Source organism: Kitasatospora sp. A2-31 (assembly GCF_022288725.1).
GTDB lineage: Bacteria > Actinomycetota > Actinomycetes > Streptomycetales > Streptomycetaceae > Kitasatospora.
Genome location: NZ_JAKNTA010000024.1, coordinates 33,203 through 56,240, shown reverse-complemented (window position 1 = coordinate 56,240; position 23,038 = coordinate 33,203). Strand labels below are relative to the sequence as shown.

General features: G+C 73.5%; 16 protein-coding genes and 1 pseudogene. 9 read left to right on the top strand and 8 right to left on the bottom strand.

What is annotated here, in order from left to right; translation table 11 throughout:
* From MCM47_RS36640 to MCM47_RS36605, 8 genes and pseudogenes are all read left to right on the top strand, one after another.
* Positions 1–1,087 (top strand): annotated as a pseudogene (locus tag MCM47_RS36640) (hypothetical protein); the annotation flags it as partial.
* 11 nt (positions 1,088–1,098) lie between these two features.
* On the top strand, positions 1,099–1,512 hold the full coding sequence (locus MCM47_RS36635) for a roadblock/LC7 domain-containing protein (RefSeq protein ID WP_030057391.1): 414 nt from the start codon (positions 1,099–1,101) through the stop codon (positions 1,510–1,512).
* 160 nt (positions 1,513–1,672) lie between these two features.
* Positions 1,673–2,095 (top strand): DUF742 domain-containing protein, encoded by a 423-nt coding sequence (locus MCM47_RS36630; protein WP_238951344.1) that lies wholly within the window; start codon positions 1,673–1,675, stop codon positions 2,093–2,095.
* Complete coding sequence (locus tag MCM47_RS36625; RefSeq protein ID WP_238951343.1) at positions 2,076–2,654, top strand: ATP/GTP-binding protein; 579 nt, start codon at positions 2,076–2,078, stop codon at positions 2,652–2,654. The genes MCM47_RS36630 and MCM47_RS36625 overlap by 20 nt, the downstream gene beginning before the upstream one ends.
* A gap of 402 nt (positions 2,655–3,056) precedes the next feature.
* A complete protein-coding gene (locus MCM47_RS36620) occupies positions 3,057–6,482 on the top strand; it encodes a nitrate- and nitrite sensing domain-containing protein (protein ID WP_238951342.1) in 3,426 nt (1,141 codons plus the stop codon).
* A gap of 10 nt (positions 6,483–6,492) precedes the next feature.
* Positions 6,493–6,906 (top strand): roadblock/LC7 domain-containing protein, encoded by a 414-nt coding sequence (locus tag MCM47_RS36615; RefSeq protein WP_097236138.1) that lies wholly within the window; start codon positions 6,493–6,495, stop codon positions 6,904–6,906.
* Between the two features lie 161 nt (positions 6,907–7,067).
* The gene (locus MCM47_RS43585) at positions 7,068–7,766 is read left to right on the top strand and encodes a DUF742 domain-containing protein (protein WP_238951341.1); all 699 of its coding nucleotides are present in this window, start codon (positions 7,068–7,070) and stop codon (positions 7,764–7,766) included.
* Positions 7,747–8,331, top strand: coding sequence for an ATP/GTP-binding protein (locus MCM47_RS36605; protein WP_238951340.1), 585 nt, complete (start codon positions 7,747–7,749; stop codon positions 8,329–8,331). The genes MCM47_RS43585 and MCM47_RS36605 overlap by 20 nt, the downstream gene beginning before the upstream one ends.
* 95 nt (positions 8,332–8,426) lie before the next feature.
* Here the strand turns inward: MCM47_RS36605 and cimA are convergent, their stop codons facing one another.
* The 4 genes from cimA to MCM47_RS36585 all read right to left on the bottom strand — a co-directional run bounded on the left by cimA (position 8,427) and on the right by MCM47_RS36585 (position 13,447).
* Positions 8,427–10,058, bottom strand: coding sequence for a citramalate synthase (gene cimA / locus MCM47_RS36600; protein ID WP_238951339.1), 1,632 nt, complete (start codon positions 10,056–10,058; stop codon positions 8,427–8,429).
* Positions 10,059–10,410: 352 nt separating this feature from the next.
* Positions 10,411–11,523, bottom strand: coding sequence for a branched-chain amino acid aminotransferase (locus MCM47_RS36595; RefSeq protein ID WP_238951338.1), 1,113 nt, complete (start codon positions 11,521–11,523; stop codon positions 10,411–10,413).
* Between the two features lie 259 nt (positions 11,524–11,782).
* On the bottom strand, positions 11,783–12,820 hold the full coding sequence (locus tag MCM47_RS36590; protein ID WP_238951337.1) for a 3-isopropylmalate dehydrogenase: 1,038 nt from the start codon (positions 12,818–12,820) through the stop codon (positions 11,783–11,785).
* A 60-nt stretch (positions 12,821–12,880) separates the two neighbouring features.
* Positions 12,881–13,447 carry a Uma2 family endonuclease gene (locus MCM47_RS36585; protein WP_238951336.1) on the bottom strand — a complete coding sequence of 189 codons (567 nt, stop codon included), beginning with the start codon at positions 13,445–13,447 and terminating at the stop codon, positions 12,881–12,883.
* A 167-nt stretch (positions 13,448–13,614) separates the two neighbouring features.
* Here MCM47_RS36585 and MCM47_RS36580 point away from each other — a divergent pair, with 167 nt between their 5' ends.
* A complete protein-coding gene (locus MCM47_RS36580) occupies positions 13,615–16,125 on the top strand; it encodes a YfhO family protein (RefSeq protein WP_238951335.1) in 2,511 nt (836 codons plus the stop codon).
* A 103-nt stretch (positions 16,126–16,228) separates the two neighbouring features.
* Here the strand turns inward: MCM47_RS36580 and MCM47_RS36575 are convergent, their stop codons facing one another.
* The 4 genes from MCM47_RS36575 to ilvC form a co-directional block, all read right to left on the bottom strand.
* Positions 16,229–19,594 (bottom strand): S8 family serine peptidase, encoded by a 3,366-nt coding sequence (locus MCM47_RS36575; RefSeq protein WP_308222603.1) that lies wholly within the window; start codon positions 19,592–19,594, stop codon positions 16,229–16,231.
* Positions 19,595–19,829: 235 nt separating this feature from the next.
* Positions 19,830–19,991 (bottom strand): hypothetical protein, encoded by a 162-nt coding sequence (locus MCM47_RS36570; RefSeq protein ID WP_238951334.1) that lies wholly within the window; start codon positions 19,989–19,991, stop codon positions 19,830–19,832.
* A 384-nt stretch (positions 19,992–20,375) separates the two neighbouring features.
* Positions 20,376–21,959 carry a phosphoglycerate dehydrogenase gene (serA, locus tag MCM47_RS36565; RefSeq protein ID WP_238951333.1) on the bottom strand — a complete coding sequence of 528 codons (1,584 nt, stop codon included), beginning with the start codon at positions 21,957–21,959 and terminating at the stop codon, positions 20,376–20,378.
* Between the two features lie 276 nt (positions 21,960–22,235).
* On the bottom strand, positions 22,236–23,038 hold an 803-nt coding region (gene ilvC / locus MCM47_RS36560; protein WP_238951332.1), incomplete at its 5' end, for a ketol-acid reductoisomerase.

Here is a 23,038-nt window from a genome sequence, read left to right as displayed (position 1 = left end):
GCCCCGCCGCGGTCAGCAGCAGCCCGGTCCGGGCCCCCGGACCGGCGAGCAGCCCCAGCACGGCTGGGCCGACCAGTCGGGTCGTCCGGGTGCGCCGCAGGGCGCCGCCCGCCCGGGCAACCGCCCGCAGGACGGCCTGCCGCAGCGTGGCCGTCCCGGCCAGGCCCCGCAGGGCCCCGGCGGCCAGGGCCCGCAGGGTCCGCGCCGGCCGCAGCGCCCGGGCCCGCAGCAGCAGGGGCGCCCCCAGCAGCTGCCGGCCCAGCAGGCTCAGCACGCCCAGCCGCAGCAGCAGCCGCAGCAGGCCCAGCCGCCGCAGCTCCCCGCCCAGCAGGCCCAGCCCCAGCCGCTGCCGGCGGCCGAGTCCGCGATGGAGAGCACCGCGCAGTTCGCCCGGCCGCGCTTCGAGGCCAGTGAGATCGACCCGCGTGACCCGCTGGGCCTCGGCCTGGTCGAGCCGGTGCTGCCGGACGTGCCGAACCCGGTCCGTCCGGAGCCGGTCCGCCAGGAGCCGATGGCGCTGCCGATCGGTCCCTCGCAGGGCGGCGCCCCGGGCTTCGAGTCTCCGGAGCAGACCCGGCCCCAGCCGCAGCCGGGCCTGCCGGCCGAGGCCGCGCAGGGCCTCGGCCAGCAGTACCAGCCGCGCCGGCCGGGGACCACCGCGCCGGGCTTCCAGGACCAGCCGGCCCCGCAGGCCCAGCACCCCCAGGCCCCGCAGGGCCCGGCCGGCGAGGCCCCCTGGCGCCCGTCCGCCAACGACGAGCGCTGGCGCCGGGCCGAGCAGGTCCGCGAGCCCTCGACCAGCGGGGTCACCATGTCCGGCCTCCCGCGGCGGACGCCGCAGGCCAACCTGGTCTCCGGCACCGCCGAGGCTTCGCCGATGACCGGTCCGCAGGTGTCCCGGGCGCCCGAGGAGGTGCGCGGCCGGCTCACCAACCTGCGCCGCGGCATCCAGCAGGGGCGCCGGGCCGGTGCCGAGCAGGCCTCCGGCCAGGGAAATCCTGGCTTCCACCATGGTGCCCAGCAGCCCGGGTTCGATAGTTTCGGTGGCCGGACCGACGGCAACGGCGCAGATCATCAGGAGCGTTGAAGTTGAATCAGATGAGCCAGGCCGCACAGAACCTGAACTGGCTGATCACCAATTTCGTGGACAACACCCCCGGGGTGTCGCACACGGTGGTGGTCTCCGCGGACGGCCTCCTGCTGTGCATGTCCGAGGGATTCCCGCGTGACCGGGCCGACCAGCTCGCCGCGGTCGCCTCCGGCCTCACCTCCCTCACCTCCGGCGCCAGCCGGATCTTCGAGGGCGGCGAGGTCAACCAGACCGTCGTCGAGATGGAGCGTGGCTTCCTGTTCCTGATGGCCGTCAGCGACGGCTCCGCCCTCGCCGTGCTGGCCTCCCCGGACAGCGACATCGGCCTCGTCGGCTACGAGATGGCCCTCCTCGTCGACCGCGCCGGCGCCGTCCTCACCCCCGCACTCCGCGCAGAACTCCAGGGCAGTCTCCTGCACTGAGGCCCCTGCGCGGCGACCCCACCCGTCCCACCTCCCCGCCGGGTCTGACCCGACCAGACCCGGCGCCTCACCCTCAGCTACCCTCAGGCAGCTGATTTCGCCTCAGCTGGCACCACCCAGCTGGAACCGGCTGCCCAAGGCTGCAGCACTAGGAGGACCCATGACCCCGCCTTCGACACCCGCCGGCTACGGCAACGGGTACGGCAGCGGCTACGGCGGGCAGCAGTCCGACGGCTACGAGCAGCAGCCGCTGGTCCGCCCGTACGCGATGACCGGTGGCCGCACGCGGCCCCGGTACCAGCTCGCCATCGAGGCGCTGATCTCGACGACCGGCTCGGCCGAGCGATCCGGCGGCCTGCTGCCCGAGCACGCCCGGATCGTGAACCTCTGCCGTGAGGTCAAGTCCATCGCGGAGATCTCCGCACTGGCCGGCGTGCCGCTCGGTGTGGCCCGCATCCTCGTTGCCGACCTGGCCGAGGCCGGTCTCGTCGCCATCCACCAGCCCGCCGCCGCGGGCGAGTCGGGCGGAACGCCCGACGTCACGCTGCTCGAAAGGGTCCTCAGTGGACTTCGCAAGCTCTAACGGAGCCACCCGCGCCACGACCTCGGCGAAGATCGTCGTCGCCGGCGGCTTCGGCGTCGGCAAGACCACGCTCGTCGGCGCCGTCTCCGAGATCAACCCGCTGCGCACCGAAGCCGTCATGACCAGCGCCTCCGCCGGCATCGACGACATCAGCCAGGTCTCCGGCAAGACGACCACCACCGTCGCCATGGACTTCGGCCGCATCACCCTCGACGAGGACCTCATCCTCTACCTGTTCGGCACCCCCGGACAGGACCGCTTCTGGTTCATGTGGGACGACCTCGTCCGAGGCGCCATCGGAGCCGTCGTCCTCGTCGACACCCGACGCCTCGCCGACTGCTTCCCCGCCCTCGACTACTTCGAGAACAGCGGCCTGCCCTTCGTCGTCGCCCTCAACGGCTTCGACGGCCACCAGCCCCACACCCCCGACGAGGTCCGGGAAGCCCTCCAGCTCGGCCCCGACACCCCCATCGTCACCCTCGACGCCCGCCGACGGGACAGCGCCAAGAGCGCCCTCATCACCCTCGTCGAACACGCCCTCCTCGCCCGCCTGCGCTAGGCGGAACCCGCAGGTCGGCAGCCCCGGCACCCCGTCCCGGCGACGGGGCGCCGGGGCACCTCGGCTTCCGGAGGGGTGACGCCGGCGCAGAGCGCGCAAGACCCCCGGATAAGCGGCGGATAACAGTTCGGTAGGCATTTTGTGATCAACAGTGGCTGTCTGTAGCGAATCAGCGTCACTCAGCGCCAGATGACCACGGTTTTGTGAGCGGATGTCGGTAAATGTCCCAATTGCTCCACCGTCGGCCGTCCTCGGCGGCTGTTTGTCCCCCATCCCTGCACGTGCTGAAATTCCAGCTACCCCTGAATCCCGTACGGCAGTCCCACCACCCACCAGCGGGCCGCTCTCAGGGGTAGCGCTGGATTGATCCATGGCCGCGATCGGCCGAGAGGTTGTTGTCGAGTGAGGCGTAAGCAGCAAGTCGCCCCGCAGCGGCGCTCCGAGCCCCGCCAGAGCGAGCCGAACGGTAACGCAACCGGCCCGGCCGGATTCTCCGCGTTCACACCCACCGAGGAACGCCCGGCCGTCGCGCCGAAGCCCCCGACCGCCTCCACCGAGCGCCGCAGCTCCGGCCCGGCGGACGGCGGCGGCAAGGACGCCAAGGACGCCAAGGGTGGCAAGGACGGCAAGGGCGGCGACAGCCGGTACGACTTCCTCCGGCCGCGCAACTGGCGCGTGCCGGCGCGTCTGATAGCCATCCTCCTCATCCCGGTCGTCATCGGCCTGGTCTTCGGCGGTCTGCGCGTCAACACCTCGGTCGACGGCTACATCAAGGCTTCCCGCGCCGAGAAGACCGCGCGCCTGGCCAAGGCGGCCACCGAGCTCGCCGAGGCCCTGGAGAACGAGCGCGACAAGACGCTCTCGCCGATCCTCACCGGCCAGGACCCGAACGGCGACCTCCCCAAGACCCGCGGGACCACGGACGCCGCCCTCAAGGCCTACAACGCGGCCTACGACGCCACCGACAAGTCCGGTGAGCTCCCCCACCGCCACGCGGCCTTCCAGCAGCTCGTCGCCTTCCTGCCGCACCTGCGCGACAACGCGTACAAGCCGGAGCTGTTCGCGACCGCGACGCAGTCCGCCTACTCGGTGATGCTCGCGCCGCTGCTCGCCTACGACAACTCGGTCGGCCTCGGCAGCACCAACATCACCAGCAAGGGCCGGGCGATCTACGCCATGTCGCTGGCCAAGGCCTCGGCCTCGACCCAGCGCGCGCTGATGCTCCACCTGCTGGTCGGTATCTCGGCCCAGTCCACCACCCGGTACGAGAACGTCGACCTGATCCAGCAGCTGCTGGTCTCGCAGAAGCTGGAGCAGGTCTCCCTCTCCGAGTTCAACACCGGCAGCGCCCCCGAGGACGCCCGCAAGTACGCCGACGCCCAGGTCGCCCAGGCCGCCGCCGACCAGCGCGCCGCCTTCCGGATGCCCAACGGCAGCGTGCCCACCATGCAGGGCCTGATGGCCCTCGGTGCCGCCTACAGCCAGGCCGCCGCGGAGGGCCAGTCCAAGGGCAAGGCCGTCGCCGACGCCGCCTACAAGGAGGCCAAGGACGCCGGTCTGTCCAAGGAGAACTGGGAGCAGGCCGCCAACACCCACATCGCCACGCTGCGCACCACCGAGGTCGCGCTCCTGGACGACGTGCTCCACGACGCCGCCGACCTGCGGGACAACGCGCTCTACGACGCCATCCTCAACTCGGCGATCGTGCTCGCCGCGCTGATCCTGGCCGGTGTGCTCACCGGCTACGTGGCCCGCTCGATGATCCTCGGCATGCGCACCCTGCGCAGCGCCGCCCTGGAGATCGCCGACCGCCGCCTGCCGGACCTGGTCGAGAAGCTCTCCAAGACCGACCCGGACCGGGTGGACACCTCGGTGACCCCGATCCCGCTGCACGGCAAGGACGAGATCGGTGAGGTCGCCCGGGCCTTCGACCAGGTCCACCGCCAGGCGGTCGAGCTCGCCGCCGAGCAGGCGCTGCTGCGAGGGAACGTCAACGCGATCTTCACCAACCTGTCGCGCCGCAGCCAGGGCCTCATCCAGCGCCAGCTGGCGCTGATCACCGACCTGGAGAACAACGAGGCCGACCCGGACCAGCTGGAGAACCTCTTCAAGCTGGACCACCTGGCCACCCGTATGCGCCGCAACGGTGAGAACCTCCTCGTCCTCGCCGGTGAGGAAGCCGGTCGCCGCTGGAACACCCCCGTCCCGCTGGTCGACGTGCTCCGCGCCGCCGCCTCCGAGGTGGAGCAGTACGAGCGTGTCGAGCTCGCCGGCATCCCGGAGGTCGAGGTCGTCGGCGCCGCCGTGACCGACCTCGTCCACCTGCTCGCCGAGCTGCTGGAGAACGCGACCTCGTTCTCGAGCCCGCAGACCCGGGTGCTGGTCAACGCCACCCGCCTGCCGGACGGCCGCGTGCTGGTCGAGATCCACGACAAGGGCATCGGCCTCACCGCCGACGACTTCGCCGAGATCAACGAGAAGCTCGCCGAGCCGCCGACGGTCGACGCCACCATCTCCCGCCGCATGGGCCTCTTCGTGGTCGGCCGGCTCTCCCAGCGGCACGACGTCCGCGTCCAGCTCCGCCCCTCGGGCGAGTCCGCGGGCACCACCTCGCTGGTCATGCTCCCGCCGTTCCTGACCCAGATGGGCGCGGCTCCGGAGCCGGAGGAGCAGTTCACCGTCTCCCGGATCTTCGCCGACCAGGAGCCGACCGCCGAGTGGTCCGTGGACGGCCTCGACCAGGCGCGCAGCGCCGCCGAGCTGGGCTTCGACGACCACCTCACCGGCAACGGCAACGGTTCCACCGGCTTCAGCCCGGCCCTGGACTCCGTCCAGCGCTCGCAGCGGCTCGACCAGGTCCGCCGCGCCGCCCTGGAGGCCGGTCCGGAGGCCACCCAGCAGCAGCCCGTGGTCGACGCCGAGGTCGAGGACGAGTACCCGGCGTACGGCCGGCGCAACGACGAGGCCTTCGCCCAGGACGGCCGGTACGGCCAGCAGGGCTACGACCAGAACGGCTACGCCGACGACCAGTACGGCTACGACGGCAACGGGTACGCCGAGGGCGAGTACGCCGGGAACGACTACGGGCAGGACGCCTACGGCCGGTTCCCGCAGCAGGGCTACGCCGACGACCAGTACGCCCAGGGCCAGGACGGCGGCCAGTACGGCCAGTACCAGGGCTACCAGGACTACGACGGCTACGCCGACGACCAGTACGGCCAGCAGGCCGAGGAGTCCCCGGCCGGCCACCCGTACAGCCCGGAGCAGCCCGCGCTGCCCGCGGCCGACTCCCCCCTGGCGTCGGGGCTGCCCCAGCGCCGCCCCGGCCAGCAGCTGGCCGGCGGCGGTGCGGGTGCCGACCCGTCGCAGGGCGGCGAGACCCCGAACTGGTTCGCCGGCGCCAAGGACACCTCGGCACCGAGCGAGTCCCGCGGCCACGAGGTGTCCTCCCTGGGCGGCTACGGTCCCACCGGACCGACCGGCTCGGCCTGGCAGTCGCCCAACGACGGCGCCTGGCAGCGTGCCGAGCAGCTCCGTGAGCCCGCGTCCGGCGGTACCACCGCCTCCGGGCTCCCCCGCCGGGTGCCCAAGCAGAACCTGGTGGCCGGCAACGCCAAGCCCACCCCGCAGGACGGGCCGCAGGTCTCCCGCAGTCCCGAGGAGGTCCGTGGCCGCCTCACGAACCTGCGCCGCGGTGTGGAGCAGGGCCGCAGTGCCGGTAGCACCGGAAGTTTCCGGATCGACCCCGATCAGGTAGACCAGTCCGGCAACGGACAGCAGAACCGCAGCACCGATCTCTTCGGCGGCTCGAACCACCAGGAGCGTTGAGTTGAGTCAGATGAGCCAGGCCGCACAGAACCTGAACTGGCTGATCACCAATTTCGTGGACAACACCCCCGGGGTGTCGCACACGGTGGTGGTCTCCGCGGACGGCCTCCTGCTGTGCATGTCCGAGGGATTCCCGCGTGACCGGGCCGACCAGCTCGCCGCGGTCGCCTCCGGCCTCACCTCCCTCACCTCCGGCGCCAGCCGGATCTTCGAGGGCGGCGAGGTCAACCAGACCGTCGTCGAGATGGAGCGTGGCTTCCTGTTCCTGATGGCCATCAGCGACGGCTCCGCCCTCGCCGTGCTGGCCTCCCCGGACAGCGACATCGGCCTCGTCGGCTACGAGATGGCCCTCCTCGTCGACCGCGCCGGCGCCGTCCTCACCCCCGCACTCCGCGCAGAACTCCAGGGCAGTCTCCTGCACTGACGGTTCGTCGGATACCGTCCTGGTATCCGAAGCACCTCCGCGCCCGTCCCGGGCCCGCTTCGGCGGGCTCGGGTTCGGACGTTGTACGGCCTTCGCACCACCGGCTCCGGATCCGCACCCGAGCTCGCACCGCACCGCCGCACCCTGTGAGGAGAGGAACCGTGACACCGCCCGACGACCGCAGCGGCCAGTACGGCGTTCCGTACCCTGGCACAGGCCATGACGCCTTCGGAGCACCCGGCGTCGTCGGCCACGGTCAGCAGTACGGCCAGCCGTACGGCCAGGAGCAGTACGGCCAGTCGTACGCGCAGGAGCAGTACGGCCAGTACGCCCAGCCGCAGCCCCCGTACGATCCGCACGCCTCCGGCTACCCGGCGCAGGACCACCTGCCCGGCCGGCACGCCGGCCACGGCGCTCCCGGACAGGGGCCCGCGCCGCAGCGCGGCCCCGAGCCCGGCCCCGGCTACGCACCGGCCCAGGAGCCCGGCCACGTCGAGGAGTTCGAGGACGACCACGACTCCGGCCCGCTGATCCGGCCGTTCGCGATGACCGGCGGGCGCACCCGGCCCCGGTACGAGCTGGCCCTGGAGGCCCTGGTCTCGGCCAGCGTCGATCCGCAGCGCCTGGCCACCCTGCTCCCGGAGCACCAGCGGATCTGCACCCTGTGCACGGAGGTCAAGTCCGTCGCCGAGGTCTCGGCCCTGCTCTCGCTTCCGCTGGGAGTGGCCCGCATCCTCGTTGCCGACCTGGCCGAGGCCGGCCTGGTCGCCATCCACCAGCCCGCTTCCGGAGGCGAATCCGGAAACCAGCCCGACGTCACGCTGCTCGAAAGGGTCCTCAGTGGACTTCGCAAGCTCTAACGCGGCCGCCCCCACCCGCGCAACCACCTCGGCGAAGATCGTCGTCGCCGGCGGCTTCGGCGTCGGCAAGACCACGCTCGTCGGCGCCGTCTCCGAGATCAACCCGCTGCGCACCGAAGCCGTCATGACCAGCGCCTCCGCCGGCATCGACGACATCAGCCAGGTCTCCGGCAAGACGACCACCACCGTCGCCATGGACTTCGGCCGCATCACCCTCGACGAGGACCTCATCCTCTACCTGTTCGGCACCCCCGGACAGGACCGCTTCTGGTTCATGTGGGACGACCTCGTCCGAGGCGCCATCGGAGCCGTCGTCCTCGTCGACACCCGACGCCTCGCCGACTGCTTCCCCGCCCTCGACTACTTCGAGAACAGCGGCCTGCCCTTCGTCGTCGCCCTCAACGGCTTCGACGGCCACCAGCCCCACACCCCCGACGAGGTCCGGGAAGCCCTCCAGCTCGGCCCCGACACCCCCATCGTCACCCTCGACGCCCGCCGACGGGACAGCGCCAAGAGCACCCTGATCACCCTCGTCGAACACGCCCTCCTCGCCCGCCTGCGCTAGACAGGCCGATCGGGAGGCGGCGCCGCGGTCCCCGCGGAAACGATGCGGCCCACGGTCCCCGTCCGGGAGTCCGTGGGCCGCCGGCGTCCAGCGGCCTACTCGGAGGGCTCCAGCCCCGCCCGCAGCAGGCCGTAGGTGTAGGCGTCCTCCAGGGCCAGCCAGGAGGCGGCGACCACGTTGTCGGCCACCCCGACGGTCGACCAGGCGGCGGTGCCGTCGGTGGACTCGATCAGCACCCGGGTCTTGGAGCCGGTGCCGTGCTGGCCCTCCAGGATGCGGACCTTGTAGTCCACCAGCTCCAACTTCGCCAGCTGCGGGTAGATCCCGTCCAGCGCGGTGCGCAGCGCCTTGTCCAGGGCGTCGACCGGGCCGTTGCCCTCGCCGGTGGCGATCCGCCGCTCGCCCTTGGCCCAGAGCTTGACGGTCGCCTCGTTGCCCGTGAACCCACCCCCGGCCTCCGGCCGGGAGGACCCCCAGCCGCCCTGCTCGCTGATGGTCCGCCAGGACTCCAGGGTGTAGAAGCGCTCGCGGCTGCCGCGCACCTCGTCGCGGAGCAGCAGCTCGAAGGAGGCGTCGGCGGACTCGTAGGTGTAGCCGAGGTTCTCCTGCTCCTTGACCTTGGCGACCACCCGGCCGGCGAGGTCGCGGTCGGTGGAGAGGTCGTACCCGAGCTCCTTGCCCTTGAGCTCGACCGAGGCGCGGCCCGCCATGTCGGAGACCAGCATCCGCATGGTGTTGCCGACCGTCTCCGGGTCGATGTGCTGGTAGAGGTCCGGGTCGACCTTGATCGCCGAGGCGTGCAGCCCCGCCTTGTGCGCGAAGGCGGAGTGGCCGACGTACGGCTGGTGGGTGGAGGGGGCCAGGTTGACCAGCTCGGCGATCGCGTGCGAGATCCGGGTCATCTCGGCGAGGCTGCCGGCCGGCAGCACCCGGCGGTCGTACTTGAGCTCCAGTGCGCCGACCACCGGGAAGAGGTTGGCGTTGCCGACCCGCTCGCCGTAGCCGTTGGCGGTGCACTGGACGTGCGTCGCGCCGGCGTCCACCGCGGCCAGGGTGTTGGCCACCGCGCAGCCGGTGTCGTCCTGGGCGTGGATGCCGAGCCGGGCTCCGGTCGCGGCGAGCACGTCGGCGACGATGTCGCGCACACCGCCCGGCAGCATCCCGCCGTTGGTGTCGCAGAGCACGACGACGTCCGCGCCGGCCTCGTGCGCGGCGCGGACCACCGCGAGGGCGTAGTCGCGGTTGGCCTTGTAGCCGTCGAAGAAGTGCTCGCAGTCGATGAAGACCCGGCGGCCCTGGGCACGCAGGTACGCCACGCTGTCCCGGACCATCTCCAGGTTCTCGTCCAGGGTGGTGCGCAGCGCCAGCTCGACGTGCCGGTCGTGGGACTTGGCGACCAGGGTGACGACCGGTGCGCCCGAGTTGACCAGGGCGGCCAGCTGCGGGTCGTCGGCCGCCCGGCCGCCCGCCCGGCGGGTGGCGCCGAAGGCGACCAGCTGGGCGTGCCGGAGGTCCAGCTCGTCCGCGGCCCGGGCGAAGAACTCGGTGTCGCGGGGGTTGGCGCCGGGCCAGCCGCCCTCGATGAAGCCGACCCCGAACTCGTCCAGGTGCCGGGCGATGGCCAGCTTGTCGGCCACCGTCAGGTTGATGCCCTCGCGCTGCGCGCCGTCGCGCAGGGTGGTGTCGAAGACGTGGAAGCCGTCGTCGGTACGGCTGACCTCGGTCATGGCCCTTGGTTCTCCGTTTCGGGGAGGTTGGTACTGCTCTGCCGGATTGCGAGTCCCGGCTCCACTGTCCAGCATCCCGCGCGCGGCCCCGGTGTCCCTGGGCCCCTTGTGAGGGCTCCCGGCCGGTCCGGGGGAAACAAAAAGACCCCTCGCGGGTGCGAGAGGTCTGCGCGCGGGTCTGGACGCTGGTGGTCGCTCCGCATCGGGTACTGCGGAGCGGTCACTGCGGACCGGCGCGCCTGCTGCTAATAATCAGCGAAAGCGAGGACACGCTCGCAGTGTGGCACAGCGATCCGGCATCCGGCCCGGCCGTCTCGGCATCCGAAACGGCGCGGGCCGGAGGCGGTCTGCATCAGACGATCTTGTGCAGCCAGCCGTGGGTGTCGGGGGCCTGGCCGCCCTGGATGGCGAGCAGCGCCCTGCGGAGCTCCATGGTGACCGGGCCGGGCTCGCCGGCGCCGACGGTCCAGTCGCCGCCCTGCGACTTGACCGAGCCGACCGGGGTGATGACGGCGGCGGTGCCGCAGGCGAAGACCTCGGTGAGGGTGCCGTCCGCGTTGCCCTGCTTCCACTCCTCGGTGGAGATCTTCCGCTCCTCGACCGCGTAGCCGAGGTCGCTGGCGAGCTGCAGCAGCGAGGCGCGGGTGATGCCGGGCAGCAGCGCGCCGGAGAGCGCGGGCGTGACGATCTTCGCGTCCTTGCCCTCGCCGAAGACGAAGTAGAGGTTCATGCCCCCCATCTCCTCGACCCACCGGTGCTCGGCGGCGTCGAGCCAGACCACCTGGTCGCAGCCCTTGGCGGCGGCCTCGGCCTGGGCGACCAGCGAGGCGGCGTAGTTGCCGGCGCACTTGGCGGCGCCGGTGCCGCCCGGCGCGGCGCGGACGTAGTCCTCGGACAGCCAGACCGAGACCGGCTTCACGCCACCGGGGAAGTAGGCGCCGGCCGGCGAGGCGATCAGCATGAAGAGGTAGGAGTTGGACGGGCGGACACCCAGGCCGACCTCGGTCGCGAACATGAACGGGCGCAGGTAGAGGCTCTGCTCCGGCTCGTTCGGCACCCAGTTCTGCTCCTGCTGGACCAGCAGCTCGACGGCCTCGACGAAGGTCTCGACCGGCAGCTCCGGCATGGCCAGGCGGCGGGCGGAGGCCTGGAAGCGCTCGGCGTTGGCCTCCGGGCGGAAGGTCGCGATCGAGCCGTCGGTCTGGCGGTAGGCCTTGAGGCCCTCGAAGATCGCCTGGCCGTAGTGGAGCGTCATGTTGGCCGGGTCGATCTCGATCGGCGCGTACGGCTGCAGCTGCGCGTCGTGCCAGCCCCGGCCCTCGGTCCAGCGGATGGTGACCATGTGGTCGGTGAAGATGCGTCCGAAGCCGGGGTTGACCAGCCGGGCCTCGCGCTCCGCGGTGGACAGCGGGTGGGCGGAGGGCTTGAGATCGAACGTGATGGGCGCCTGGGTGGGCGTGCTCATGGCTGTGTGTCCTTCACCGTGGGGTTGGTCCGGGCCGCCTCCGCAGGTGAACGTTTCGGCACAACGGCCCCGAAACGGACGCACAACGGCACGGCCCACTGTCGATACTCGCATCCAGAGGGCCGTGCCGAACAGTTGCGGGCTCCTTGGGGAGCTGCAAGCTGCGGTTATGCGCGTGCGCGCTCCGGCCCTGTCAGCCGGAACTCCGCTCGTCGGTTCCGGCCCTTCAGCCGGAACAGCACATGTCGGTTCCGGCCCTTCAGCCGGATACTCGGGCGGCGAGCGCGTCGCCGACCTGGGACGTGGTCCGGGTGCCCGAGCGCTCGGCGAGGTCCGCGGCGACCGCGGCCTCCACCGCGGCGGCCTCGGCGGCGAAGCCGAGGTGGTCCAGCAGCATGGCGACCGACAGCACGGTGGCGGTCGGGTCGGCCTTGCCCTGGCCGGCGATGTCCGGGGCCGAGCCGTGCACGGGCTCGAACATCGACGGGAACTCCCCGCCGGGGTTGATGTTGCCGCTGGCGGCCAGGCCGATACCGCCGGTGACGGCGGCGGCCAGGTCGGTCAGGATGTCGCCGAACAGGTTGTCGGTGACGATGACGTCGAACCGCTCGGGCTGGGTGACGAAGAAGATGGTCGCCGCGTCGACGTGCAGGTAGTCGGTGGTGACCTCGGGGAACTCCCGGCCGACCTGCTCAAAGATCCGCGTCCACAGGTGGCCGGCGTGGACCAGCACGTTGTTCTTGTGGACCAGGGTGAGCTTCTTGCGCGGCCGTGCCTGGGCCCGCCGGTAGGCGTCCCGGACGACCCGCTCGATGCCGTACGCGGTGTTGAGGCTGACCTCGGTGGCCACCTCGTGCTCGGTCCCGGTGCGCAGCGTGCCGCCGTTGCCGACGTACGGGCCCTCGGTGCCCTCGCGGACGACCACGAAGTCGATCTCCGGCTCGCCGGCCAGGGGGGACTTCACGCCGGGGAAGAGCCGGCCCGGACGGAGGTTGATGTGATGGTCGAAGGCGAACCGCAGCTTCAGCAGCAGCCCGCGCTCCAGCACGCCGGACGGCACGCTCGGGTCGCCGATCGCGCCGAGCAGGATGGCGTCGTGGGTCCTCAGCTCCGCCAGCACGCTGTCCGGCAGCGTCTCACCGGTGCGGTGGTAGCGCCGGGCGCCGAGGTCGTACTCGGTGGTCTCCAGCTTGACGTCGGCGGGCAGGGCGGCTTCGAGGACCTTGAGGCCTTCGGCGACCACTTCCTGGCCGATGCCGTCACCGGGGACAACTGCGAGACGAAGGGTGCGAGACATGCTCGGACCCTACTCCGCCGTCCCAGTCACTGACACCTGGTGTCCACTATCCGGACGACGTCAGGCGAGTCCGATGTCGACCGGGAACGGCCGTTCGAGCTTCAACTGCTTGTGATGGATGCCGGTCAGACCGTACGACTGGGTGGCGGGGTCCAGCTCGTAGGTGTGGACGACCGGACGCCCCTCCTCGTCCCCCTCGACCCGCCAGAAGTGCGGGATGCCGGCGGCGGCGTACTTGCGCGGCTTCACCTGGCGGTCGCGCTCCCGGGACTCCTCGGAGACGACCTCGATGACGAGCAGGACGTCGCCGGGCTCGCAGGACGTGCGCCTGGAGTCGGAGTGCGCGCGTTCGTCGACGACGAGCAGGTCGGGCTCCGGCCGGTTCCGCACGTTCAGCCGGACCGTGATCTCGCGCCACACCCGCCACCCGGCCGGCACCGCGTCGTCGAGGGCCCGCTCCAACCGCTTGAGCGTCGACATGTGGAACAACGTCTGCGGACTCACGAAGATCAGGCTCCCGTCGAGCAGCTCGGTGTGCGGCGGGAGATCGGGCAGCCGGTCGAGGTCCTCGGCGGTGTACCCCTCAGCCGGGGGCCGGAGCCAGTCCGGGTACGGCTCGATGGTCATGGTTCCTCCCATGCGGGCAGCCTGACGGGTGCTCTCAGGCTACTCGGCGGCCTTCCCCCGCACGTCCCTCCCACGAGGGAGCGCGTGAGGCGTCGTCCGCGCCGAGGGCGCGCTTATGCTCGCGGGCATCCGGATCCGGCATTGCTCGCAGAACGGGGCAGAACACCATGGGCGCGCGGTGGCGGGAGGCACGGGTCTGCGCGGTGGCGGGCGGCGCGGCAGCGGCGGGGTACGCGCTCGCGGCGGCGCTGCGCGGCGCCTGGCCGCCCGGGGCGGCGGAAGTCGCGGTGCCCTTCCACGCCCAGCTCTGGGACCTCGCGCACGGACGCGCCACCGGCGATCTGCTGTTCACCTGGAACAGCGGCTACGGCGCGCCCTTCCTGGCCGACTTCTTCGCCCACCTGATGAACCCGTTCTCCTGGCTCGCCGTCCTGCTGCCGCGCAGCCAGGGGCAGCTGGCGGTGTTCCTGACCGCCGAGCTCAGCATCGGACTGGGCACCGCCCTGATGGCCCACGTGCTGGGCCGGCTGCACCCCGGGCCGCACTGGCTCCGGGCGGTGACCGCACTCGGCTACGGGCTCTGCGCCTGGGTGCCGACGGTCGGCGGGGCGGCCCCGATGTGGCTCTGGGGCCTGGTCTCGCTGCCGCTGCTGGTGCTGGCCGGGGACTGGTGCCTGCACGAGCGGCGCTGGGTCTCCGGCGCGCTCTGCGTCGCGGTGGCCTGGGCGGGCAACCTCTACACCGCCGCCATGGCCACGGCCACGGCCGGCCTGGTCCTGGCGGTGCGGCTGCTCGCGGTGCGGCGGCCGTTCAAGGCCGCGGTCCGGGCCACCGGCCGGGCGGTCACCCTGGCCGCCGCGGGGGTCGCGCTCGCGGCGCCGGTGCTGTTCACCGCCGTCCGGGCCGCGCAGGAGGCGCAGCCGGAGTCCCCGGTGCAGCCGCTCGGCCCGTCCGGCCTCGGCGGGCACCTGGCGCAGCTGCTGCCGGTCACGGGCAGCGGGCCGCCCGTCCCGGACGTCTCGATCGGCCTGTTCGGCCTGCTGCTGGTGGCCGGACTGCCGTTCAACCGGAGAGTGCGGCCCCGGGAGCGGGCCCTCTGGTGCGGGGTGCTGGCGCTGGTGGTGCTGAGCTTCGTCCGGACGCCCACCGTGCTGGTCTGGCACGGTCTGGCCATCCCGGCCGGCGGCCCCTACCGGGTGCCCTTCGTGCTCAGCGGCCTGCTCGTGCTGGCCGGTTGGGTCTCGCTCGCGCACCGGCCGGACCGGTGGACGCTGCTCGGCGGCGCCGCGGTCGCCCTGCTGGTCGCCGCGATCGCCGCCGCCCGGCACCCGGCGCCGGCCTCCACCTGGGTGCTCCTGACGGCCGGCGGCGGCGTCCTGCTCGGTGCGCTCGGGACGCTGGAGGTGCGGCACACCGACCGGCGGGCGGGCGCGGCCGCCACCGCGGTCCTGGGCTGCGCGGTCCTCGGCGGCCTGGTCTGGTCCGCGTACCCGGCGCTGGGCGGCCCGGCGGGGGCCACCGCCACCGGGGCTTCCGTCCGGGCGGCGTACGCGGCGGTGTGGCAGTCCGCCGACTGGCCGCGCGCCCGGACCGACCCCGGGCCGCACGCCTTCACCCCGAACGACCCGCTGCTGCTGGACGGCCAGGGCGGCGGCTACGCCAGCGGCTACCTGCCCACCGTCACCGCCCTGCTCCTGCACGACCTCGGCGCGGGCTGGGGGGCCGGCGGGCGGCAGACCGCGAGCGTCACCGACCCGGTCGGGCGGGCGCTGTTCGCCGTCCGGACCCGGCTGGCCGACGGACCGCCGCCGACCGGCTTCACGGTGGTCCGGGCCGCGGCCGCGCCACCGCTGGTCACCGTGCTGCCACCGGGCGGTGCACCGGACACCTCCTCGGTCTGGTCCCGGCAGGAGTCGTTGCTCGGCTCCCCGGTGTACGACGTCCCCGAGCCGGTCCCGGACGGCGGCCCGGCCCCCACCGCGCACGGCACCAGCGGCTGGTCCGTCCCCCCGACCCCGGCCGGGGCGGACGGCACGGCGTTCGCGGCGGTCTGCACGCCGGGCGGTACGGCGTACTTCCACGGGGTCTGGTTCGCCGGCACGGTGAGCGGCCTCGGGACGGTCTACCGCAGCGACGGCGACCAGCCGACCACCGCCGTACCGATCCACGAGCTCGGGCCGGTGCCCGCCGACGGCCGGGTCCGGGTGGTGCTGCACGCGGACGCCGTCACCCAGGTCCCGGCCCGGCCGATCGGCTGTCTGCGGCCCGGCGCGCTGGAGGCGGCGGTCGCCCGGCTGGCCCGGACCGGCGCGACCCGGGTGGCCGCGGGCGGCCACTCCGTCACGGCCGCACTGCCGCCCGGCAGCACCGGGACGGCCCTGGTCTCCGTCCCGGCCGCCGCCGGGTGGACCTGTGCGGCCGGCGGCGGCCGCCACCGGGCGCCCGACTCCGTCCTCGGCATGGTCGGCGTGCCGCTCGGCGCCGGTGCGGACCGGATCGACTGCTCGTTCCGCCCGCCCGGCCTCGACGAGGGGCTGACCGTCGTCCTGGCCTCGGCCACCGTCATCACGCTCGCCGGCGTCCTCGGCCGCCACCGCCGCGCCGCCCGCCCGCCGCGGCGCCGTGGTGCGGTCGAGCGGGCCCGCCGCGAGGGCGCGTCGGGGCCACGGTCCGGCTGAGCGCCCCCGGGAGGACCCCCGGAGCCCCCACCCGCAGGGCGGGCAGGGGCTCCGGGGCCCGGTCGTGGGCGAGGGGTGGAACGCCGCAAGGGCTTACGGCGGATCAGGGCAGGCTGAGGATCTGGCCGCGCCGCCCGTCCCGGTTGAAGTGGTGGAACAGGAGGACGCGCGAGGTGTCGCCGTCGGCCCGGTGGATGTCGAGGACGGTGCCCGGCGGCAGGGCGGCGGCCACCGCGGCGGGCCCGCCCGGTCCGGTCCGGACGTCGACGGCGGGGTGCAGCACGTCGATGGTGAGCGTCGGCCGGGTGCCGCGCAGGCCGATCGCCGAGAAGGCCTCCGCCGGGTCCGGCTTGCCGGTCGTGGCGGCGCCCGTCCAGAGGCCGTAGCGGACGGTGCTGTGACCGGCCCTGACGCCGGGGAGGGCGCTGAGCCGGACGGGGAGCACCACCGCGTCGCTGTCCAGCAGCGCGGTGTCGCTGTCGCCCCAGCGGGCGTTCAGCGGCTGGACGTCCAACTCGGCGCCGGTGCGGGCGTCCAGGGTCCGCGCCACCAGGACGTCGCTGCCGCGCTGCCGGTCGGCCTTGACCACGGCGTCCGTGACGCCGTCGCCGTCGGTGTCCAGCGAGGCCCGGACGGCGAACACCCCGACCGGCGTGGCGGCGGGCGCCCAGACCTGGGCACCGAGGTAGAGCATCCCCTGGCCGTCCGGCACGGCCGGCGCGTCGGAGGCGGCGCCCACCGCGCGCAGGTTGGCCGCCCGGTCGCCGGGGCGTTCGACGCAGACGGCGTCCGGGGCCTGCGCCTCGGTGCTGTCCTCCGGGACGATGCCCGCGCCCGGGCCGACGGCGGCGCCGCTGGCGGGCGGGCAGTCGGGCCAGCGGGCGCCCTCCCCGCCGAGCGCGAACGCGCTGAGCAGTCCGGGCTGTTCGGCCGGGGCCGGGGTGCCGACGAGGGCGGCCAGCGCGCCGGAGCGGGTGAGCCGGGCGGGCGCCGCCGCGGTCAGGTCGGACGCCGGCCGCGGGGCGGCGAAGACCGGCACCCGCAGCCCGGGCAGCGCCGGGTCGGACTCCGGGGTGAGCAGCAACCGGCCGGAGAGCTCGCCGCGATAGGTGCGGGCCTTGCCGCCCTGGAGGGTGGCGATGGTCGGGTCGGGGACCCGGCCGAGCCGGCCGGGGACGGTCAGCGCGACCCGGACCCGGGCGGTGCCGCCGGCCGGGACCTCGATCCGTTCGGGCGTCACCGCGAAGGCGGCGCCCGGCAGTTCGGTGGCGGCCGCGTAGCCGGTGCGGTAGACCGCTGCCGTGCCGGAGAGGTTGCGGACCTCCACCTCGCGCACGTCGCGGTACGCACCGCCGACCGGGACCGGGCCGAAGGAGACGCCGACGGCGCCCTCGATCGCGCCCTCGCCGGCCGCGTAGGCCACCGCGGGGGTCCGGACGGCTCCGTCCACCCGGGCCCGGCCGGCGCCGGTGCGCTCGGGGCCGTAGACCGGGCCGGTGCCGCCGTCGCCGAGCCAGGTGTCGCCGGCGGTGTTCATCAGCGCGGCCTTGACCTGCTCGACCGTCCGGTCGGGGTGTGCGGCGCGGACCAGCGCGGCCAGGCCGGCCACCAGCGGGGTGGCCATCGAGGTGCCGTCCTCGCGCTGGCCCCCGGTGCCGCTGCCGGCCTTGGCGGACCAGATGGTCTCGCCGGGCGCGGCGAGGTCGGGCTTGACCACGCCCGGCACACCGATGCCGCGCGAGGTGAAGTCGGTGAGGGTGTCGGTGCGCTGCGGCTGGTCCTGGGGGACGACGCCGTGCAGCGCGTTGCCGGGGGCGGCGAGCCGGACCCGTACCGGGCCGTCGGCCGCGCCGGCGCGCAGCCGCTCGCCGTCGGCGTGGCCCAGCAGGGCGACCGGAATGCGGTCGTTGCCGGCGATCTCGGCGAGGTGGTCGTCGTCGGCGGCCAGCAGGGCGCCGATCGCGCCGGCGTCGGCCGCGTGGTCGGCCCGCGCAGCGGAGCCGCAGGCGCGCTCGGACTCGCGAGTGCTCCAGGCGAGCACGGCGATCCTCCCGGCGAGCCGCTGCCGGTCCGCCCCGGTGAAGGCCGTGCAGCCGTCCGACTGGTCGACGGGCAGCGCGAGCAGCCCGCTGACGTCGGCGGTCGCCCAGTCCTGGTAGCGGCCGCTCCAGTGGGCCGGGACGACCGCGGCCAGCGGGTCGGGGGCGAGCACGGTGATGCCGTCGGCGTCGCTGTGCGGGTCGACGGAGGCGGCGACGGCGATCGCCCGGGGTGCGGTGCCGGGACTGCCGCCGATGCCGTGGACGTCGCCCTCGTTGCCGGCCGCGGCGACCACCACGGTGCCCAGCTCGGCGAGGTGGTCGACCGCGATCGCGTCGGCGTCGTCCGGCGAGCCGAAGCGGCTGCCGAGGGAGAGGTTGACGACGTCCAGCCGGTCGCCGAGGTCGCCGTCGCCGTTCGGGTCGGCGGCGACGTCGAGCGCCTGGGTGAGCTGGTCGGTGGCGCCGTCGCAGCCGAAGACCCGGATCGCGTAGAGCTGCGCGCCGGGGGCGGCGCCGGGGCCGACCCGGAAACCGGCCGGGTCGAGGCCCGGCCGGTAGGGCCCGGCGTAGGGCTTGCCGTCGGCGGTGACGCCGAGGCCGGCGGCGGTGCCGGCCACGTGGGTGCCGTGACCGTTGAGCGCGCAGTCGATCGGGTTGTCGTCGGGGTGCGGTTCGGGCTGGTAGGCCGGGGAGGACGGGTCGGGGTTGTAGTCGTCGCCGACCAGGTCGCGGCCGCCGACCACCTTGGCGCTCGGGAAGAGGTCGGCCGGCGCCGGCCGGGCTCCGTCGACCGCCTTGAAGGCCTCCTCGGTGCCGGGGCCGCCGAAGTCCGCGTGGGTGTAGTCGATGCCGCTGTCGACGATGCCGATCCGCACGCCCTGCCCGGTGTTCCCGTCGCCGCCGGCCTCGCCGGACGGGCCGGCCCAGACGCCGGGCGCACCGGTGAGCGGCACGGAGTGGGCGTTGTCCCGTTGCTTGCGGACGATCGGGTGGACGGCCTCGACCCCGGGCAGCGCGCGCAGGGCGGGCAGCCGGTCGGCCGGCACCGTCACGGCGAGGCCGGTGAGCAGGGTACGGGTGCGGTAGAGCTCGCGGGCGGTGGGCGCCGCGCCGTGCACGGCCGCGGCCAGCCGGTCGAGCGCGTCCTGGGCGCGGGACCGCTGCCCGGCCCCGGCCGCGGCGGCCTCGCGGCGCACGGCTTCCGGGGAGCGCTGGGCCCGACGGGCCTCGGCGGCGGCCCGGCGCCAGGCGGGGCCGGCGGCCTCGGTACCGAGCTCCAGCAGGACGGAGGCCGCCCGCTCGCCCGGCGGTGCGGCCGTCGGCGGGCTGCCGGCCGCCGGGGCGGCGGTGAACAGTGCCGGCCCTGACAGCAGGGCCAGGGTGAGGCCGATCCGGACGATCGGACGACGGACGGGTGGCTGACGCACTGGGCCCTCTCCCCCGGCAAGGGGGACTGATCCGCACGCCGTGTCGCTGACGCCCGCCCGCGCGGACGTCGATCACCCTTCCCGGGCCCCACATATAGGAGGCCCGGGAAGGGCGGTGCGAGCAACATCCCTCCAACGGGCGCCACTTGCACTCTCCCGGGTGACACGACGTCAGCCCGTACGGACCAATGGGCGGATGAACGCCGCGGCACCGGACCGGGGCCGCGAGGAGCGCTCAGAGGTGCCCGGTGACGCCGCCGTTGTCGCGGCGGTCCAGCGCGCGCTGCAGCGCGGCGGCCGCGAAGGGGGTCCGCTCGGCCGCGCGGCGGCGACGCGGGGTGCGGGCGGTGGTGGCGGCGGGGGCGGGAGTGGCGTGGCGGTCTGCGGTGGGGGGCATACCGGGCTCCTTGGCGAAGAGGGGCACGCGAGGGCGTGCGGAGAGGGTCGAGGCACCGGAGGTGCCGTGCGGAGCACGTCGCAGGAAGGGTGGACGGCGAGCGACGGGAAGGTACGCGGAGCAGGGGTCGCCTGCCCTCGGGGCGCACGGGCGCACACGGGCCGCAGGCCCTGGCTACAGGGGCGGCACACCGTATGGCTCTTCCACGGTACGGCCATGCCCCTGCCGTGTCTGCACGAATACTTGGATTTCCTAGTATCTGAGACGGGTGCCACCCGGAACGCCGAACGGGCCCTCGAACACCCCGCCCCCGAACGCCGCAGGGCCCGTACCGCCGGTGGCGGTACGGGCCCTGCGTGGCTCCCGGGCAGGCCCGGGGCGTGCTCAGGCGCCCAGGTCGACCGAGCGGGCGAAGCGCGCGCCGATCTCGGCGGCGATGGCCGACAGCACCTCCTGCGGGATCTGGCTGTCCACGGTGATGGACGCCAGCGCGCCACCGCCGTCGCGGGCCACCTGCATGCCGGCGATGTTGATGCCGGCGTCGCCGAGGTGGCGGCCGAGGACGCCGACCACGCCGGGGCGGTCCTCGTACTTGAAGAACGCCATGTGGTCGGTGAGCGCGACGTCCACGTCGAAGGCGTCCACGCCGACGATCTTCTGGGTCTGCTTCGGGCCGGCCAGGGTGCCGGAGATGGCGATCTCGCCGCCGTCGGCCAGGGTGCCGCGGACGGTGATCACGTTGCGGTGCTCGGGGCTCTCGCTGGAGGTGGTCAGGCGTACCTCGACACCGCGCTCCTGGGCGAACAGCGGGGCGTTGACGTAGGACACCGTCTCCGCCACGACGTCCTCGAACACGCCCTTGAGAGCGGAGAGTTCGAGCACCTTGACGTCGTGCTGGGTGATCTCGCCGCGGACCTCGACGTCGAGGCGGACGGCCACCTCGCCGGCCAGCGCGGTGAAGATCCGGCCGAGCTTCTCCGCCAGCGGCAGACCCGGGCGGACGTCCTCGGCGATCACGCCGCCCTGGACGTTGACCGCGTCCGGGACGAGCTCGCCGGCCAGCGCCAGGCGCACCGACCTGGCGACCGCGATGCCGGCCTTCTCCTGCGCCTCGTCGGTGGAGGCGCCGAGGTGCGGGGTGGCGACCACGTTGTCGAAGGCGAACAGCGGGGAGTCGGTGCACGGCTCCTTGGCGTAGACGTCCAGGCCGGCGCCGGCCACCCGGCCGTCGCGCAGGGCGCTGGCGAGCGCCTCCTCGTCCACGATGCCGCCGCGGGCGGCGTTGACGATGCGGACGGTCGGCTTGACCTTGTGCAGCGCCTCGTCGCCGATCAGGCCGATGGTCTCCGGGGTCTTCGGGAGGTGGACGGTGATGAAGTCCGAGACCTCCAGCAGCTCCTCCAGCGAGACCAGCTTGACGCCCATCTGCGCGGCGCGGGCGGCCTGGATGTAGGGGTCGTACGCGACGATCTTCATGCCGAACGCGGACATCCGCTGGGCGACCAGGACGCCGATCCGGCCGAGGCCGACGACGCCGAGGACCTTCTCGCTGAGCTCGACGCCGGTGTACTTGTTGCGCTTCCACTCGCCCTGCTTGAGCGCGGCGTTGGCCGGCGCGATGTTGCGGGCGACGGAGATCAGCAGGCCGCAGGCGAGCTCGGCGGCGGTGACGATGTTGGAGGTCGGCGCGTTGACGACCATCACACCGGCCTTGGTGGCGGCCGAGACGTCCACGTTGTCCAGGCCGACGCCGGCCCGGGCGACCACCTTGAGCTTGCGGGCGGCGGCCAGCGCCTCGGCGTCCACCTTGGTGGCGGAGCGGATCAGGATGGCGTCCACGTCGGCGATCGCGGTCAGCAGCTCGGTACGGTCCGCACCGTTGCAGTGGCGGATCTCGAAGTCGGGGCCGAGGGCGTCGACGGTGGCGGGCGACAGCTCTTCGGCGATCAGCACAACGCCGGTTGTCACAGTGTTAGCAGTGCTCACGACAGTGTGTCCTTAACTGTCCGGTTCTCCCCGGCACGTAGGTGGCGTGGAAGGCGGGGGGAAGGTGGCATGCCGCGTAGGTAGACGCACGACGCTGTGGGCCTGACGCGCACTCGGAAGTGTATCGACGGGCTGGGTACCGGGCTGCTCCCGTCCGGCGAAATCACCCGGACGGGAGCAGCCTAGTTGTACAAGGGCCCTGCGGAATGCGGCAGGAGCGCGCGGCAGGACCGTCGCCGGACCGGAGTCCGGGCAGGCTCAGGCCTTCTCGTTCACCCAGCTCATCAGCGAGCGGAGCTTCTTGCCGGTGGTCTCCAGCAGGTGGTCCTCGTCGGCCTTCTTGTACTCGTTGTACTTCGGCAGACCGGCCTTGTACTCGGCGATCCAGGTGTTGGCGAAGGTGCCGTCCTGGATCTCCTCGAGGACCTTCTTCATCTCGGCCTTGGTGGCGTCGGTGATGATGCGCGGACCGGTGACGTAGTCGCCCCACTCGGCGGTCTCGGAGACCGACCAGCGCATCTTCTCCAGGCCGCCCTCGTACATCAGGTCGACGATGAGCTTCAGCTCGTGCAGGCACTCGAAGTACGCGATCTCCGGCTGGTAGCCGGCCTCGACCAGGGTCTCGAACCCGGCCTTCACCAGGGCTGCGGTGCCACCGCAGAGGACGGCCTGCTCACCGAACAGGTCGGTCTCGGTCTCCTCGGTGAAGGTGGTCTTGATGACGCCGGCCTTGGTGGCGCCCAGGCCCTTGGCGTAGGAGAGCGCCAGGGCGAAGGCGTTGCCGGTGGCGTCCTGCTCGACGGCGACGATCGCGGGGACGCCGCGGCCCTCCTCGTACTGGCGGCGGACCAGGTGGCCCGGGCCCTTCGGGGCGACCATGCAGACGTCGACGTCGGCCGGCGGCTTGATGAAGCCGTAGCGGATGTTCAGGCCGTGGCCGAAGAACAGGGCGTCGCCGGCCTTCAGGTGCGGCGCGATGTCCTGGGCGTAGACGTCGGCCTGGATCGGGTCCGGGACCAGGATCATGATGACGTCGGCCTCGGCCGCGGCCTCGGCGGGGG